Source organism: Micromonospora sp. WMMD1219, assembly GCF_049315215.1.
GTDB classification, from domain to species: Bacteria; Actinomycetota; Actinomycetes; order Mycobacteriales; family Micromonosporaceae; genus Micromonospora; species Micromonospora tulbaghiae.
On record NZ_CP186057.1, the window covers coordinates 1 to 15553 of the forward strand.

General features: G+C 74.4%; 13 protein-coding genes and 1 riboswitch. Of the genes, 4 read left to right on the forward strand and 9 right to left on the reverse strand.

Annotation, left to right across the window (positions count from 1 at the left end; all coding sequences use genetic code 11):
* Nucleotides 1-75: 75 nt before the first annotated feature.
* Together rimO and ACN27C_RS00010 are read right to left on the reverse strand one after the other, a co-directional pair.
* On the reverse strand, nt 76-1578 hold the full coding sequence (gene rimO, locus ACN27C_RS00005) for a 30S ribosomal protein S12 methylthiotransferase RimO (protein ID WP_422750087.1): 1503 nt from the start codon (nt 1576-1578) through the stop codon (nt 76-78).
* A 49-nt stretch (nt 1579-1627) separates the two neighbouring features.
* Entirely contained in the window at nt 1628-2551 is a 924-nt protein-coding gene (locus ACN27C_RS00010; RefSeq protein WP_422750089.1) for an ornithine cyclodeaminase family protein, read from the reverse strand.
* Nucleotides 2552-2647: 96 nt separating this feature from the next.
* Nucleotides 2648-2713: riboswitch (guanidine-III (ykkC-III) riboswitch) on the forward strand.
* A 59-nt stretch (nt 2714-2772) separates the two neighbouring features.
* On the opposite strand from ACN27C_RS00010, the gene ACN27C_RS00015 reads away from it, so the two are divergent.
* Together ACN27C_RS00015 and ACN27C_RS00020 are read left to right on the forward strand one after the other, a co-directional pair.
* A complete protein-coding gene (locus ACN27C_RS00015; RefSeq protein ID WP_120571093.1) occupies nt 2773-3087 on the forward strand; it encodes a DMT family transporter in 315 nt (104 codons plus the stop codon).
* An 86-nt stretch (nt 3088-3173) separates the two neighbouring features.
* Entirely contained in the window at nt 3174-3416 is a 243-nt protein-coding gene (locus ACN27C_RS00020) for a hypothetical protein (protein WP_120571094.1), read from the forward strand.
* A gap of 64 nt (nt 3417-3480) precedes the next feature.
* Here ACN27C_RS00020 and ACN27C_RS00025 read toward each other — a convergent pair whose 3' ends face one another.
* On the reverse strand, nt 3481-5937 hold the full coding sequence (locus tag ACN27C_RS00025) for an FtsK/SpoIIIE family DNA translocase (RefSeq protein WP_120571095.1): 2457 nt from the start codon (nt 5935-5937) through the stop codon (nt 3481-3483).
* Between the two features lie 113 nt (nt 5938-6050).
* On the opposite strand from ACN27C_RS00025, the gene ACN27C_RS00030 reads away from it, so the two are divergent.
* Both ACN27C_RS00030 and ACN27C_RS00035 read left to right on the forward strand, forming a co-directional pair.
* Complete coding sequence (locus tag ACN27C_RS00030; protein ID WP_422750092.1) at nt 6051-6530, forward strand: YbjN domain-containing protein; 480 nt, start codon at nt 6051-6053, stop codon at nt 6528-6530.
* Entirely contained in the window at nt 6527-8173 is a 1647-nt protein-coding gene (locus ACN27C_RS00035; protein WP_120571097.1) for a YbjN domain-containing protein, read from the forward strand. The genes ACN27C_RS00030 and ACN27C_RS00035 overlap by 4 nt, the downstream gene beginning before the upstream one ends.
* A 99-nt stretch (nt 8174-8272) precedes the next feature.
* Here ACN27C_RS00035 and ACN27C_RS00040 read toward each other — a convergent pair whose 3' ends face one another.
* The 6 genes from ACN27C_RS00040 to ACN27C_RS00065 all read right to left on the reverse strand — a co-directional run bounded on the left by ACN27C_RS00040 (nt 8273) and on the right by ACN27C_RS00065 (nt 15472).
* Entirely contained in the window at nt 8273-9823 is a 1551-nt protein-coding gene (locus tag ACN27C_RS00040) for a S1 family peptidase (RefSeq protein ID WP_422750094.1), read from the reverse strand.
* Between the two features lie 174 nt (nt 9824-9997).
* Nucleotides 9998-11686 carry a ribonuclease J gene (locus ACN27C_RS00045; RefSeq protein ID WP_120571099.1) on the reverse strand — a complete coding sequence of 563 codons (1689 nt, stop codon included), beginning with the start codon at nt 11684-11686 and terminating at the stop codon, nt 9998-10000.
* Nucleotides 11687-11737: 51 nt separating this feature from the next.
* Entirely contained in the window at nt 11738-12664 is a 927-nt protein-coding gene (gene dapA, locus ACN27C_RS00050; RefSeq protein WP_252453961.1) for a 4-hydroxy-tetrahydrodipicolinate synthase, read from the reverse strand.
* Between the two features lie 52 nt (nt 12665-12716).
* Nucleotides 12717-13454, reverse strand: coding sequence for an FAD-dependent thymidylate synthase (thyX, locus tag ACN27C_RS00055; protein ID WP_120573916.1), 738 nt, complete (start codon nt 13452-13454; stop codon nt 12717-12719).
* 115 nt (nt 13455-13569) lie between these two features.
* A complete protein-coding gene (locus tag ACN27C_RS00060) occupies nt 13570-14253 on the reverse strand; it encodes a DUF2752 domain-containing protein (protein WP_422750097.1) in 684 nt (227 codons plus the stop codon).
* Nucleotides 14243-15472 (reverse strand): winged helix-turn-helix domain-containing protein, encoded by a 1230-nt coding sequence (locus ACN27C_RS00065; protein ID WP_422750099.1) that lies wholly within the window; start codon nt 15470-15472, stop codon nt 14243-14245. The genes ACN27C_RS00060 and ACN27C_RS00065 overlap by 11 nt, the downstream gene beginning before the upstream one ends.
* Nucleotides 15473-15553: the final 81 nt, after the last annotated feature.

The window sequence follows — 15553 nt, forward strand, 5'->3', positions numbered from 1 at the left end:
CAGCCGCCGTCGACTCCGCTCCCGTCATGTCCCGCATCGCCCCACGTGGCTTCCCCGCTCCGTCCGGGCCCGCCGTCACCGTACCGCGCCGGGCGCCGCCGAGATCATCTCATCCGGTACGGCGACCAGGTCGACACCCTCGGTCGCGGTCACAGTGGCCCGGACCAGGTCGCCGGGGCGCAGCGCGGCCAGATCCACGCCGCCGCCGACGGGCGCGACGAGCGTGGTCGAGCCGTCGACCTCGGGCGCCTGGTGGGCGGCCCGCCCCTCCACCACGCCGTCGGCGGTCGAGTCCACGAGCACGTCCACCGTCGCGCCGAGGCGTTCCTCGGCGCGCTGCGAGCAGAGTTCGTCGGCCAGCGCGCTGAGCTTGTCGTACCGCCGCTTGATCGTGGCGGCGGAGGCCTTGCCGGTCAGGCCGGCGGCCTCGGTGCCGTCCTCGTCGCTGTAGTCGAACATGCCGATCGCGTCCAGCCGCGCCTCGGTGAGGAACCGGACCAGCTCGGCCACGTCCTGCTTCGTCTCGCCGGGGAAGCCGACGATGAAGTTGCTGCGCGCGCCCGCGTCCGGCGCCAGCTCGCGGGCGGAGGCGAGCAGCTCCAGGAACCGGTCGGTGGAGCCGAAGCGCCGCATCCGGCGCAGCACCGGCTCGCTGGAGTGCTGGAACGACAGGTCGAAGTACGCGGCCACGCCCGGCGTGGTGGCGATCACCTCGACCAGGCCGGGCCGGGTCTCCGCGGGCTGGAGATAGCTGGCGCGGACCCGCACGATCCCGTCGATCGCGGCGAGCTGCGGCAGGAGCTTCTCCAGCGCGCGGGGGTCGCCCAGGTCCTTGCCGTACGAGGTGGAGTTCTCGCTGACCAGCACCAGCTCCCGTACGCCGGTCTTGGCCAGCCACTCGGCCTCGGCGAGCAGCTCGTCGGGGGTACGCGAGACGAACGCGCCGCGGAACGCCGGGATGGCGCAGAACGCGCACCGCCGGTCGCAGCCGCTGGCGAGCTTCAGCGACGCCACCGGGCCGGTGTCGAGCCGGTGCCGCAGCACCTGCCGCAGGTGGGCCGGGGTGTGCGCGTCGGTCTCCGGTGCGACCCGGGTCGGGGTGCCGTGCCCGGGCAGCGACACCGCCGCGTCGCGGCGCTTCACCGGGGTCAGCGGCAGCAGTTCCCGCCGGTCGCGGGGGGTGTGCGCGCCGATCGCCTCGCCGGCCAGCACCGAGTCGAGCCGGGCGGCGATGTCCGGGTAGTCGTCGAAGCTCAGCACCGCCTGCGCCTCGGGGAGACTGTCGGCCAGCTCACGGCCGTACCGCTCGGCCATGCACCCGGCGGCGACGACCTTGGCGCCGGTGTCGGCGGCGGCCAGCAGCGTCTGGATCGAGTCCTGCTTGGCCTTCTCCACGAACCCGCAGGTGTTCACCACCACCACGTCGGCGCCCTCGCCGTCGGTGGTGACCTGCCATCCGTCGGCGTGCAGCCGGGCGGCCAGCTCCTCCGAGTCGACCTCGTTGCGGGCACAGCCGAGGGTCAGCAGGGCGACGCGGCGCCCGTCGGATCGCGGGGTGGAGGAGGAGGCAGACACCATCCGAGGGTACCGGGCCGGTTCCGGACCGCCGCGCACCCGTCCGGCCGGTTCAGCGGGCGGGAACGGCCACCCGGGCCAGCCGGTCGAGGAGGAACACCTCCGTGCCGGCCAGGCCGGTGGAGCAGAAGACCGAGATCTGGTCCGCGGTGGTCCGGCCGGGAAGCGCGCCGGCCAGCACCGCGCCCAGGTCACGCAGCCGCCCGGCGTACGGCTCGACGGCGGCGAGCATCGGCGGCACGTACGCGGCGGCCTGCCCGGGTGAGTCGGTGACCAGCAGGTCGGCGGCGTCGAGCAGGTCGGTGCCGAACTCGTGCCGGTCGGTCTGCTTGAAGCCGACCGTGTTGACGTGGGTGCCGGGGGCCAGGTCGGCGGCGTCGAGCACCGGGGCGGTGCTGGTGGTGGCGAGCACCACCACGTCCCGGTCGCGTACCGCGGCGGTGGCCGAGCCGACGGCGCGGGCCGGCACGTCCAGTTCGGCGCGGACCCGCGCGGCGAACGTCTCCCGCCGGGCCGCCGAGCGGCTGTACACGGTCACCTCGCGCAGCGGCCGGACCGCCGCCGCGGCCCAGACCTGGGTCCAGGCCTGCCGGCCGGACCCCACCACGCCGACCGTGGCGGCGTCCGCGCGGGCCAGGGCGTCGACCGCCACGCCACCGAGTCCTCCGGTACGCCGGGAGCCCAGCTCCTCGCCGACGGCGATGGCGCGTACCGCGCCGGTGGTCGCGTCGTGCAGCACGACGAGCTGACCGCTCTCCGGGTGGCCGAACGTGTCGTACGAGCGGAAGCCGTACCACTGCCCGGTGAGGTGTCCGGCGGTGAGCACCATCCGGCCCCCGTCCAGCGGCGCGGACGCCCGGGGCGGGGCGATGAGCCGCCCGGCGTACGCGGCCAGCAGCGCGTCCCGCATGGCCGCGACGGTGAGCGGGGCGTCCACGGCGGCCGCGACGTCGTCGTCGGAGAAGAGCAGGGTCATGGCATCCATCCTGCAACTTGAAGTTGACGTCAACTCCACCCATGGTGGCGTTTCTCACCACGCCGCCGGTCCGGCCCGCCCGGTGCTACCGTCGGCCACGACGGCCCCTGGGCCGTCCCGGACGAGTGGTGGGCGTACCCGGTCAGGCCAAGACGCCCCGCGTGACCCGACCGTCGCCCGGCCCGCTCCCGCGCCGGGCCCGTCCGTCAGAGGTGATACCCATGGCCTGGATCGTGCTGGTGATCTCCGGACTGCTGGAGACCGCGTGGGCGATCGCGCTGGACCGCAGCGCCGGCTTCACCCGCCCCCTCCCCTCCGCCGTCTTCGCCGTCACGCTGGTGGCGAGCATGGCCGGCCTGGCGTACGCGCTGCGCGACATCCCGGTCGGCACCGGCTACGCGGTGTGGGTGGGCATCGGCGCGCTCGGTACCGCGCTGGTCGGCATGCTCGCGCTCGGCGAACCGGTCAACCTGCCACGGGTGGCCTGCCTGCTGCTGGTGGTGGCCGGCGTGATCGGGCTGAAGCTGTTCAGCTGATCGGTGCGTCATCCGGTTTGGACGGTGCAACCCCCGGGGTACCGGATCCTCCGTAGCCACAGCGAGATCACTCACGGAGGAACCCCATGGCCGACATCCACGCCAGCGCCCGTCCGCGCAGCAACGCCGCCCGGATCTGCACGATCGTCGCGTTCGTCTTCGCGGCCCTCGCGCTCTTCGTGTCCCCGCTCATCTTCGGCATCCTCGGGATCGTCCTCGGCATCGTCGGCGCCGTCCTCGGTGACAAGCCGCTGGGCTGGTACGCCGCCGCCGCGAGCGCGGTCGCCGCGGTGCTCGGCACCGTGCTCTTCGCCGCGCTGATCAACTGACCCGGAACCGCCGACGGCGGCTCCCACCTGATGGTGGGGGCCGCCGTCGTCCGTTTCGGGGCCGTCAGTCCTCGCCGCCGCGCAGGCCGGCCAGGACCTCCTCCAGCTCGTCCGGCTTGACCAGCACGTCGCGGGCCTTGGAGCCCTCGGACGGACCGACCACGCCCCGGGTCTCCATCAGGTCCATCAGCCGGCCCGCCTTGGCGAAGCCGACCCGCAGCTTGCGCTGGAGCATCGAGGTCGACCCGAACTGTGAGGTGACCACCAGCTCGACCGCCTGCACGAGCAGGTCCAGGTCGTCGCCGATGTCCTCGTCGATCTTCTTCTTGCTGTCCTGCGCCGGGGCGAGCACGTCCGGGCGGAACTCCGGCTCACGCTGGTCCTTGCAGAACTTGACCACGTCGGAGATCTCGCGCTCGGTGACCCAGGCGCCCTGGATGCGCTGCGGCTTCGACGCGCCCATCGGCAGGAACAGGCCGTCGCCGCGGCCGAGCAGCTTCTCCGCGCCGGGCTGGTCCAGGATGACCCGGGAGTCGGCGAGCGAGGAGGTGGCGAACGCGAGCCGGGACGGCACGTTCGCCTTGATCAGGCCGGTGACCACGTCGACCGAGGGCCGCTGGGTGGCGAGGACCAGGTGGATGCCGGCGGCGCGGGCGAGCTGGGTGATCCGGACGATGGAGTCCTCCACGTCACGCGGCGCGACCATCATCAGGTCGGCCAGCTCGTCCACGATCACCAGCAGGTACGGGTACGGCCGCATCTCCCGCTCGCTGCCCGGCGGCGCCTTGATCTCGCCGTTGCGCACCTTGCGGTTGAAGTCGTCGATGTGCCGGACCCCGTTGGCGGCGAGGTCGTCGTAGCGCATGTCCATCTCGCGGACGACCCACTCCAGCGAGTCGGCCGCCTTCTTCGGGTTGGTCACGATCGGCGTGACCAGGTGCGGGATGCCCTCGTAGCCGGTCATCTCGACCCGCTTCGGGTCGATCAGCAGCAGCCGCACCTCGTCCGGCGTGGCCCGGGTCAGGATGGACACCAGCAGTGAGTTGAGGCAGGACGACTTGCCGGCGCCGGTCGCGCCCGCGATCAGGATGTGTGGCATCTTCGCCAGGTTGGCCACCACGTAGCCGCCCTCGATGTCCTTGCCGAGCGCCACCACCATCGGGTGGTGGTCGCTGGTCGCCTCGCGGGAGCGCAGCACGTCGCCGAGCGACACGTTCTCCGGGTCGGTGTTCGGGATCTCCACACCGACCGCGCTCTTGCCCGGGATCGGGCTGAGGATGCGGACGTCCGGCGACTTCACCGCGTACGCGATGTTGCGGGAGAGCTGGGTGATCCGCTCGACCTTGACGCCCGGGCCCAGCTCCACCTCGTACCGGGTGACAGTCGGGCCGCGGGTGAACCCGGTGACGGCGGCGTCCACGTCGAACTGCTCGAAGACGCCTGTGAGCGCCGCGATCACCTCGTCGTTGGCCTTGCTGCGGCTCTTCGGCTTGGCGCCGCTGCCGAGCAGGTTCGCCGGCGGCAGCGTGTAGTCGCCGGCCAGCCCGGTGAGCGCCAGTTGCTCGGCGCGGGTGGGCAGCGGCGAGTGCTCCGGCGGCTCGACCGGCTTGCGGTTCGCCGGCACCTTCGGCGGCTTGCGCGGCAGCACCAGCGTCTCCTGGAGGTCGACGCCGGCCAGCTCGTCGTCCGGGTCCAGCGGCTCCAGCGGCGGTGGCATCCGCTTCGCCGGGCGCTTGCGGGCCGGTTTCACCGGCGCCTCGTCCTCGGCGAGCTCGTCGTCGACGTCCGGCCCGGCCGGGTCGGCGCGCAGGCCGAGCCGCTCCGGGATCTTGTTGATCGGCGTCGCGGTGACCACGAGCAGGCCGAACACCAGCAGCAGGAGCAGCAGCGGCATGGCCACCCAGGCGGTCACCGCCGACTTCAGCAGGTCGCCCACGCCCGCGCCGATCAGGCCGCCGGCGAAGTCACGCTGGACCTCGTCGACCGGGTTCTGCCCGATGTGCAGCATCGCGGCGGTGGCCAGCATCATCGAGCCCCAGCCGACCAGGCCGCGACCGCGGTGCTCGGGGTCGGCCGGGCTCCGCATCAGCCGCCACGCGCCGACCATGAACAGCACCGGAAGGATTATCGAGATGGCGCCGATGAACAGGCGTACGGTGTCGGCCAGGTGCCGGCCCACCGGCCCGGCGCCGCCGCCCCAGATGCCCACCGCGCTGAGGATGGCCAGGCCGAACAGGAGCAGCCCGCCGCCGTCGCGGCGGTGCTCCGGATCCAGTTCCCGGGTGGACGCGGCCTGCCGCCCGGCCGCCCGGAACGCCCAGCCCACCGAGTGGGCCAGCCCCATCCAGAGGGCGCCCACGGCCCGGCCGACGAACGCGGCCGGGCTCGGCCCGGGGGCCGGGCGCCGCCGCGCCGGTTTCCGCGCCGCCGCCTTCTTCGCCGGTTGCCGGGCGCGGTTGTTCGTGGTGCCACGCGGCGACGCGCCGCGCCGCCGGCTCGCCTGAGAGGTACGGCCCGCCATAGAGTCACGGTAACGGCGGCACCCGGTGGATCGCCGCTTTTCCGGGTCGTGTCCGCGCGTCGCAGCACGGGTCGGACCGTCGTTTGTGTTATTCGCCTCAGAAGGGATGCCCGATGGCGTCGCCGGAGATCGAGGACGGTCCGGACGGTCCGCTGGCCGGACACCCGCAGGAACTGCGCCCGCTGACCGGCGAGCTGATCGCCGCCGTGCTCGGCCACCGGGGGTACGCGGTGGCCGAGGAACCCGACGGCGCGCTGGTGGGCCGCTGGGAGCGCAACCTGATCTGGTTCCACCGCCGGGGAGCGGCCGGTGAGCTGCTCCAGGTACGCACAGTCGTCGCGCACCACTTCGGCATCGAGCGTGTGCCCGAGCTGCACGCCTTCTGCAACGCGTGGAACCACGACCGGCTCTGGCCGAAGGCGTACGTGCACGTCGCCGACGACGGGTCGGCACAGGTGTGCGGCGAGGTCACCACCGACCTGGAGCGCGGGGTGACCCCGCACCAGCTCGACCGGCTCGTCGACTGTGGCGTGACCACCGGGTGCCAGCTCGCCGCCGCCGTCGACGATCTGGCCGGCGGGACGCTCCGGTGACCACGGCACGCGACCGGGGGCTGGCCGCCGCGCTCGCCGACGCCCGGGACCGGCCTGACGGCGCGGAGCGCTGCGCCGAGCTGGAGCGGATCGCGTCCCGGGCGGACGCCACCGGCGACCCGCGTACCGCCCTGTCGGCGCGGTTCGCGCTGGTCGAGGCGTACCTGCACCGGGGCGAGCGGTGGCGCGCGGTGGAACCGGTCCGGCGGATGCGGGCCACGCTGGCCCGGCACCCCGGGCTGCTGGACGCCCGCCCCGACGAGCTGACCCGGTTGCGCCGGCACCAGCGGCAGGCGGTGGAGGCGTCGTTCGGCACGCCCCGGGTGGGCCTGGACCAGGCACGGTCCCTGTTGGACGCGCTCGCCGCGGAGCTGGGCGAGGACGCGGCGCCGGTGGCGGAGCTGCGCTGCCGGCTCGCCGACCACCTCGGCGACGAGCCGGCCGCCCGGCGCGCGTACGAGCGCTGGTCGGCGGCGGACCCGACGGACCCGGTGGGCGGCTGCCCGGGGTGCGCCCCGGCGCGACGGGCCGACCTGCTGGCCGGGTGGGGCGAGCCGGACGCGGCACTGGCGGCGCTCGCGCCCGCGCTGACCGGCTGGGTCGAGCCGCAGGCGCCACCGACCCGGCGGGGCGAACGGCAGGCGGCAGCGGCCGGGGCGACGGCCTGCACCGATCAGCCGGAACGGGCGCTCGCGGTGGGGCTGCTGCCGTGGCTGCGTACCGGCGCGGTGACGCGGGCGGCCCGGGCGCACGTGCACGCGTACCGCCGGCACCGCGGCGAGCGGACCGCGTTCCCGCTGCTCGCCGCGCACCTGCGCTTCTGCGCGCTGGGCGGATACCTGCATCGTGGGCTGGAGATCCTGACCGAGCAACTGCCCGAGCTGGACCGCCCGGCCGACGACCTGTCCGCGATGGAGTTCGCCGCGGCGGGCGCGCTGCTGTGCGGCCTGGCCACCGAGGCCGGGCTGGGCGGGCGGCGCATCCACCGCCCCGGGCACGGCTCCCGGCCCGCTGCCGAGGTGGACGTGGCGACGCTGGGTACGCAGTTGCAGGCGCTGGCGACGGCGCTCGCCGGCAGCTTCGACGCTCGCAACGGCACCGGGCACCAGTCCGGCCGGATCGCCTCCTGGCTGGCCGAGCGGCCGCTCGCCGCGCCGGTCTCGCTGGCTGCCGAGACCGAGTTCGACGAGGAGCCGGAAGCCGATCCGGCCGAACCCGGGCCGCCCGGCCCGGAGGAGCCGGCGCCGCTGGACGCGGCGCTGCTCGCCGCCGCGCTCGACGCCCGGGGCGAGCCGTACACGCCTGAGCCGGACGGCACGCTCGCCGGGCGGTGGGGCGAGGCCACGATCCAGTTCCGCCTGCTCGGCCGGCACGGCGACGTGCTGCACGCCCGGGTGGTGGCGCAGCGGCGGCTGCCGGCCGATCGGCGCGCCGAGGCGTACGCGTTCTGCAACGCCTGGAACCACGACCGGCTGCTGCCCGCCGCGTACGTGCACGAGCCCGGCGACGGGACGCTGGTGCTGGCCGCGGGCGTCTCCACCGACCTGTCCTGCGGGGTGGCCCCGGCGCAGCTCGCGGTGCTGGTGGCCGCCGCGGTCCGCACCGGCACCGCGTACGCCGAAGCGGTCGCCGCGCTGCCCTGAGCCGCCGCCCCGACCGACCGGCGAACCGTGCCGCCGACGCGGCGCGGCCCCCGACCACCGGGCGGTGGCGGTCGAGGGCCGCGGTCTGGGTGTCGGTGGTCAGCGGGCGGAGAACGCCAGCGTGTACTCGCCGGAGCCGGACAACCCGATGACGCGGTACCGGTAGGCGCCGGCCGATGTCTCGGCGGTCAGCCGGGCCGTGCCGTCGGCGGTGGCCGCGCGGGCCACGGTGCGGAACGCGCCGCCGGTGAAGCGTTGCAGCTCCAGCACGACGCGGGCGCCGTCCGGCGCGGACAGGCACGCCTCCTGGGTGCCGTCGGGCACCCGGAAGAAGCGCCCGTCCGGCTGGACCTGGGTCCGTCCGGCGGCGATCCGGCCGGTCCGGCTCACCTGGCCGGAGCAGTCGGTGTCGCCCGCGGGCGGGGTCGGCTCGGCGGTCGCGGGCGGGGTGGTCTCGCCGCCGCCGGCCGGAGGCTGCGTGGGCGCCGGCTGGTCGCCGGCGGTCACCAGCGTCAGGTTGTTGCGCTGGAGGATCTCGTTGACCGGCTGGAAGAACGTGGTACCGCCCCGGGTGCAGTCGCCGGAGCCGCCGGACGTGACGCCCTGCGCCTGGTCACCGGAGAGCCACGCGCCGCCGGAGTCGCCCGGCTCGGCGCAGACGTTCGTCCGGGTCAGCCCGGTGACAGTGCCCTCCGGGTAGTTGACTGTCGCGTTCTTCGCCTGGATCAGCCCGCACCGGGTGCCGGTGGTGGAGCCGGACCGGCAGATCGACGCGCCGACCGGCGCCTCGGTGGAGCCGTTCACCGCCACCGTGCCGCCGTCGGCGAAGTCGGTCACCACGCCCTGCGGCGTCCAGTCGGCGTTGACCCGCACGAACGCCCAGTCGTCGCCGGGGAACGAGGACGCGGCGAACGTGCCCTGGGCGACCCGGTTGGATCCGGTGGTGCGGTCCCCCGGCCGGCCGCAGTGCCCGGCGGTGACGAACCCGCCGACGACGGAGAAGCCGACCGAGCAGCGGCCCGCGTTGTTGATGAAGAAGGCGTCGCCGCCCCGCACGTCGAACAGCGGGCGGGGGGCCTCGTCGGCGGTCCGCACCCGGACCATGGCGGCCTTCGACCCGGCGGCTGCGGCGAACCGGCGGCCGTCGGCCTCCGCGCCCGGCCGGGCGATCACGACCACCGCGTTGTCTGCCACGTCGACGTACCAGCCGGCGACGTCCGGGCTGGCGTCCGCGCCCGCCGCGTCCAGCCGGCTCTTCACCGCGTCCAGCTCGCCGACGCCCCGGGCGACCCGCTTCGGGACCGCGCCCGCGGCCCGCACCCGCGCCTCGCCGGCCGGGTCGGCCACCGCCACGGTGAGCGTGGCGCCGTCCGCGCTGAGCCAGCTGCCCCCGTAGCCGGCGCCGAGTTCGCCGCGCAGCCGGGTGACGGTGCCGGCCGCCCACCGCTCGGTCCGCAGCCGCTTCACCGCCTGGTCGCGGGTCAGCGCGAGGTCGCGGCCCATCGCGTCCAGGACCTCCGGGGCGACGCCGTCGGCCGCCGGCGCGGCCCGCCGGGGTTCCTCACCGGCGAACGACGGTACGGTCACCGCCGCCGTCAACCCGGCCGCCGCCACCAGTACGCCGATGGCTGTCATCCGTCTGCGGTCCATCCGCCACGCTCCTCCCGACCGGCGCAGGGGCACGCCGGCCGTCGGGAGGTACGGAGACGGACGCCGATCGGATGAGTGCGGGCGGCACGTTTCGACGCGGCGTGTCGGGGCGTACCCGGAAAGCGACGACGCCGGCCCACCCCGGAGGGTGGACCGGCGCGCGGCGCGGTCGGGTCAGACCTCGACGACGGTCGGGACGATCATGGGCCGACGGCGGTACGCGTCGTTGACCCAGCGGCCCACCGTGCGGCGGACGATCTGCTGGAGCTGGTGCGGGTCGGTGATGCCGTCCGCGGCGGCCCGGTTCAGCGCCTCGGTGACCAGCGGAACCACCGGGTTGAACGCGGCCGGGTCCTCGGAGAAGCCCTTCGCCGAGACGGTCGGCCCGGCGACCACCTTGCCGGTGACCGAGTCGACGACGACTGTCGCGGCGATGAAACCGCCGTCGCCGAGGATCCGGCGCTCGGTGAGCAGCGACTCGCTGACGTCGCCGACGGCGAGACCGTCGACGTAGACGTACCGGCTCTTGACCCGGCCGACCAGGCTGGCGCGGCCCTCGACCAGGTCGACCACGTCGCCGTCCTCGCAGAGCACGACCCGGTCCGGCGCGACGCCGGACTCGATGCCGAGCCGGGCGTGCGCCCGCAGGTGCCGCCACTCGCCGTGCACCGGCATCAGGTTGCTCGGGCGTACGACATTGAGCAGGTAGAGCAGCTCGCCGGCCGGCGCGTGGCCGGAGACGTGCACCTTGGCGACGTCCTTGTGCACCACGACGGCGCCGGCCCGGGCCAGCCGGTTGATCACCCGGTAGACCGAGGTCTCGTTGCCGGGCACCAGCGAGGACGCCAGCACCACCGTGTCGCCGGGCGCGATGGTGATGTGCCGGTGGTCGCCGCTGGCCATCCGGCCCAGCGCGCTCATCGGCTCGCCCTGCGAACCGGTGGACATCAGCACGATCTGCTCGGGCGGCAGGTTCGTGGCCTCCTCGATCCCGACCACCAGGCCGGGCGGGATGTTGAGCAGACCCAGGTCACGGGCGATGCCCATGTTGCGGACCATGGACCGGCCGATCAGCGCCACCTTGCGGCCGTGCTCGACGGCCGAGTCGAAGACCTGCTGCACCCGGTGCACGTGCGAGGCGAACGAGGCGACGATGATCCGCCCCTTGGCCTTCGCGAAGATCGAGTCGAGGACGGGGCCGATCTCCCGCTCCGGCGTGACGAAGCCGGGGATCTCCGCGTTCGTCGAGTCGGACAGCAGCAGGTCGACGCCCTCGGCGCCGAGCCGGGCGAACCCGGCCAGGTCGGTGATCCGCCCGTCGAGCGGAAGCTGGTCCATCTTGAAGTCGCCGGTGTGCAGCACCAGGCCGGCCGGGGTACGGATGGCCACCGCCAGCGCGTCCGGGATCGAGTGGTTCACCGCGAAGAACTCGCACTCGAACGGGCCCAGCCGTTCCCGGCCGCCCTCCCGCACGGTCAGCGTGTACGGCTGGATCCGCCGCTCGGCCAGCTTCGCCTCGACGAGCGCGAGCGTGAACTGGGAACCGACGAGCGGAATGTCCGGCTTGTGCGCGAGCAGGTACGGCACCGCGCCGATGTGGTCCTCGTGGCCGTGCGTGAGCACGATCGCCTGCACGTCGGCCAGCCGGTCCAGGATCGGGCCGAAGTCGGGCAGGATCAGGTCCACGCCCGGCTGCTCGACGTCGGGGAACAGCACCCCGCAGTCGACGATGAGCAGCTTGCCGTCGTACTCGAAGACCGTCATGTTCCGGCCGATGGCGCCGAGTCCGCCGAGCGGGATGATCCGCAGGCCGCCCTCGGGCAGCGGCGGGGGCAGTTCACCCTCGATGTGCGCCTCGGTCACGCGTCACCTCATTCTGCGACGCCGTCGCGCGGCGTCCGTCGTGTCGTTGATTCATTCGGGCAGGGGCAGGCCCGCCGCGGCGCAGTCGGCGCGCAGCTGGGCCAGTTCGTCACCGGTGGCGTCGACGAGCGGCAGCCGCACCGGACCGGCCGGGCGGCCCTGCGCCCCCAGGCCCGCCTTGACCAGGATCGTGCCCTGGGTGCGGAAGATGCCGGTGTAGAGCGGCAGCAACTGCCGGTGCAGGGCGAGCGCCCGGGCGTTGTCGCCCGCCTCGAACGCCTCGATCATCTGCTTGGTCAGCGCGCCGGTGAAGTGGGTGGAGGTGCCGACGACGCCGACCGCGCCCACCGACAGCATCGGCAGGGTGAGCGCGTCCTCGCCGCTGTAGTAGGCCAGGTCGGTGCGGCTGAGCACCTCGGACGTTGCGAACAGGTCGCCCTTGGCGTCCTTCACCGCGACGATCCGGCCGTGCTCGGCCAGCTTCACCAGCGTCTCGGTGGCGATCGCCACGCCCGCGCGGTGCGGGATGTCGTAGAGCATGACCGGCAGGCCGGTGGCGTCCGCGACGGTGGTGAAGTGACGCAGCAGCCCGGCCTGCGGCGGCTTGTTGTAGTAGGGCGTGACCACCAGCAGGCCGTGCGCGCCGGCCTTCTCGGCCTGCGCCGCCAGCTCGACGGTGTGCCGGGTGTCGTTGGTGCCCACACCGGCGACGATCCGGGCCCGGTCGCCGACCGCCTCGACCACGGCACGGATCAGCGACTCCTTCTCCGCCTCCGTGGTGGTCGGGGACTCGCCGGTGGTGCCGTTGAGCACCAGCGCGTCGTTGCCCTGCTGGTCGACGAGATATTCGGCGAGCCGGGCGGCGCCGTCGAGGTCCAGGCCGCCGTCCGGCGTGAACGGGGTCACCATGGCCGTCAACACTCGCCCGAACGGGCGCGACGCGCCCCGGCTCGGGGCGGCGGAGTGGTCGTGCGTCATGCTCACAACCTAGCGGACGGCCGCCGGTGGCCCGGCGGCGAAGGGCGACGAGTCACTCCGCGTGCGGCGACGCTGCCACCTCGGTGCCGTCGGGCAGGGTGGAGATCACGAAATCGGCGAAGACGTTCGGCGCGACGCCCTTGAGCTGCCGCAGGCACTCCACCGCCAGCTCGCGGATCTCCACGTCGGCGTGCTCGGTGGCGCGCATCTTGACGAAGTGCCGCCAGGCCCGGTAGTTGCCGGTCACCACGATCCGCGTCTCGGTGGCGTTCGGCAGCACCGCCCGGGCCGCCTGGCGGGCCTGCTTGCGGCGCAGCGTCGGGTTGGGCTCGTCGGTGAAGCGGGCCTCCAGCCCCTCCAGCAACTCGGTGTACGCCCGCACCGCCGCGTCGGTGGCCTCGACGAACTTCTTGTGCAGCTCCGGGTCGTCGGCGATCACCGACGGCTCGACCATCGCCGCGTCCCGCTCCGGCACGTAGCGCTGGGAGAGCTGCGAGTAGGAGAAGTGCCGGTGCCGGATCAGCTCGTGCGTGAACGAGCGGGAGACGCCGCTGAAGTAGAAGCTCACCGAGCCGTGCTCCAGCACGCTCAGGTGGCCGACCTCCAGGATGTGCGCCAGGTAACCGGCGTTGGTGGCGGTGGCCGGGTTCGGCTTCTTCCAGCTCTGGTAGCAGGCCCGGCCGGCGAACTCGGCGAGCGCCTGCCCGCCGTCGGCGTCGGTGGACCACGGCACCTCTTCGGGCGCCTGGAACTGGGTCCACGCGATCAACTTGACCTGGGGCTGAACCATCTCCGGCATTCCTGGGACTGTAGTTGGCTCGCGCCCGGCGTGGAAATCGGGCACGCGGCCGACCGGCGGGCGCTCCGCGCAGGTGTCCGAGATCTCGCGGAGGGCTCGGCCCCGGTCAGACGTAGAGCGAGGTGAAGGGGGCCCAGGGCAGGTTGCGGACCACCGAGAAGACGCCCCAGGCGGCCAGGAACATGCCGACGACCTTGGGGCTGAACTGGACCTCGGGCAGCTTCCAGCCGAACGCCCGGTTGCCCGCCCAGGCCACGAAGAGCCAGGCCAGGAACGGCAGCGCGAAGACGAACAGGAAGTGGTGGCGGGCCGCGGCGGGCAGGTCGCCGTGCAGCACGTACCAGAGCGCGCGGGTGCCGCCGCAGCCCGGGCAGTCCAGCCCGGTCGTGAGCTTGAGCAGGCAGGTCGGCGCGGCGTCCGGGTCGCTCCGGGTCGGGTCGCTGACCAGCGCGTACGCGATGCCGACGCCGACGCAGCCGAGCGCGGCCAGCGGCACCGCCCAGCGCGGGGCGCGGGCGTGCAGGCGCATCACCATCCGGGTGAACCGGTCGGCCTCGACCGGCTGGTACGCCGCCGGGTGACCCCCCGGCCACGGCGCTCCGGGCGCTCCGGTAGGAGCGTGCGGACCGGCGTGCGCGTGCGCCTCGGCGTGCGAGGGCTGCCCGGCGTACGCGTAAGCGTGCGCCTCACCATGCGGCCCGGACTCCGGCTGCCCGTGCGGGTGCGACTCGGGGTGCGGGTCGGGCGCGGCGGCAGGCCGGTCAACGCTCGTCACGCGCTCACCGTACACCGGCCACGCCCACCAGCGCGGCGGCCAGCGGCCCTGCCAGGTCGCCGGCGGCGGGCGGGGCGACCGCGTCCAGGCCGAGCCAGCCGGCCAGCCGGTACAGCTCGGCGGCGAGCGCCACGGCGGTCTCCCCCGGGTCGGCGCCCGGCTCGACCCAGGCGGCGGGCACCAGCAGCGCCCCGGCCTTCCGGTCGGCCTTCAGGTCGACGCGGGCGGTGAAGCGCTCACCCTGGCGGAACGGCAGCACGTAGTAGCCGTAGACCCGCTGGGGCGCCGGCACGTAGATCTCGATCCGGTAGGTGAACCCGAACAGCCGCTCGGTGCGTGCCCGCTCCCAGACCAGCGGGTCGAACGGGCTGACCAGCGTGTTGCCGCGTACCCAGCGGGGCAGCCGGGCTTCGGCGTGCAGGTAGGCGGGGTGCCGCCAGCCCTGGACCGTGACCGGGGTCAGCTCGCCCGCCTCGACCAGCTCGGCCACCGCCCGCCGCGCCCCGGCGACCGGCAGCCGGAAGTAGTCGCGCAGCTCCGGTTCGGCGGCCACGCCGAGGCAGCGGGCGGCGATCGAGACGAGCGTGCGGTGCGCCTCGGCGTCGCTCGGGGTGGGCGCGTCCAGCACGGCTGCCGGGAGCACCCGCTCGGGCAGGTCGTAGCGGCGGGCGAACGAGTTGGTGCGATCGGCGGCGGTGACCTCGCCGGCCCAGAACAGGAACTCCAGGGCCCGCTTCACGGCCGACCAGTTCCAGCCCCAGCTGCCGGTCTCCCGAGGCGCGTCGTGCTCGATCTCGGCCGCGGTCAGCGGGCCTCGGGCGGCGACCTCGTCGCGGACCCAGGCGACCAGCTCGGGCTGCTCCTCGGCGATCCGGCGCATCCCGCCCCAGGACTCGTCGCGGGCCTTGGCCATCCGCCAGCGCAACACCGGGTGCAGCCCCACCGGCACCAGCGACGCCTCGTGCGCCCAGTATTCGAACAGCTCACGCGGGCGGCGGTAGGCCGCGGTGTCCAGCAGCGCGGTCGGGTACGGCCCGAGCCGGCTGTAGAGCGGCAGGTAGTGCGCCCGCTGGAGGACGTTCACCGAGTCCATCTGGATCAGCCCGACCCGGTCGAGCACCCGGCGCAGGTGCCGCCGGGTGGGCACGCCGGTGGGCGCCGGGTCGGCGAAGCCCTGGGCGGCCAGGGTGATCCGGCGGGCCTGGGCGAGGGAGAGCGATTCCGGTACGGCCATCGTCGGCGACCCTAATCCAGCGGTACGACATCACGTGGACGCGCCGGGCCGGGAGCGGCGGCTGGACCGATCGCCCGCCGG

Bases quoted from the DNA above. Each gene is read 5' to 3' on its own strand.
- rimO (WP_422750087.1), bottom strand. From the start codon at position 1,578: ATGGTGTCTGCCTCCTCCTCCACCCCGCGATCCGACGGGCGCCGCGTC.
- ACN27C_RS00010 (WP_422750089.1), bottom strand. From the start codon at position 2,551: ATGACCCTGCTCTTCTCCGACGACGACGTCGCGGCCGCCGTGGACGCC.
- ACN27C_RS00015 (WP_120571093.1), top strand. From the start codon at position 2,773: ATGGCCTGGATCGTGCTGGTGATCTCCGGACTGCTGGAGACCGCGTGG.
- ACN27C_RS00020 (WP_120571094.1), top strand. From the start codon at position 3,174: ATGGCCGACATCCACGCCAGCGCCCGTCCGCGCAGCAACGCCGCCCGG.
- ACN27C_RS00025 (WP_120571095.1), bottom strand. From the start codon at position 5,937: ATGGCGGGCCGTACCTCTCAGGCGAGCCGGCGGCGCGGCGCGTCGCCG.
- ACN27C_RS00030 (WP_422750092.1), top strand. From the start codon at position 6,051: ATGGCGTCGCCGGAGATCGAGGACGGTCCGGACGGTCCGCTGGCCGGA.
- ACN27C_RS00040 (WP_422750094.1), bottom strand. From the start codon at position 9,823: ATGGACCGCAGACGGATGACAGCCATCGGCGTACTGGTGGCGGCGGCC.
- dapA (WP_252453961.1), bottom strand. From the start codon at position 12,664: ATGACGCACGACCACTCCGCCGCCCCGAGCCGGGGCGCGTCGCGCCCG.
- thyX (WP_120573916.1), bottom strand. From the start codon at position 13,454: ATGGTTCAGCCCCAGGTCAAGTTGATCGCGTGGACCCAGTTCCAGGCG.
- ACN27C_RS00065 (WP_422750099.1), bottom strand. From the start codon at position 15,472: ATGGCCGTACCGGAATCGCTCTCCCTCGCCCAGGCCCGCCGGATCACC.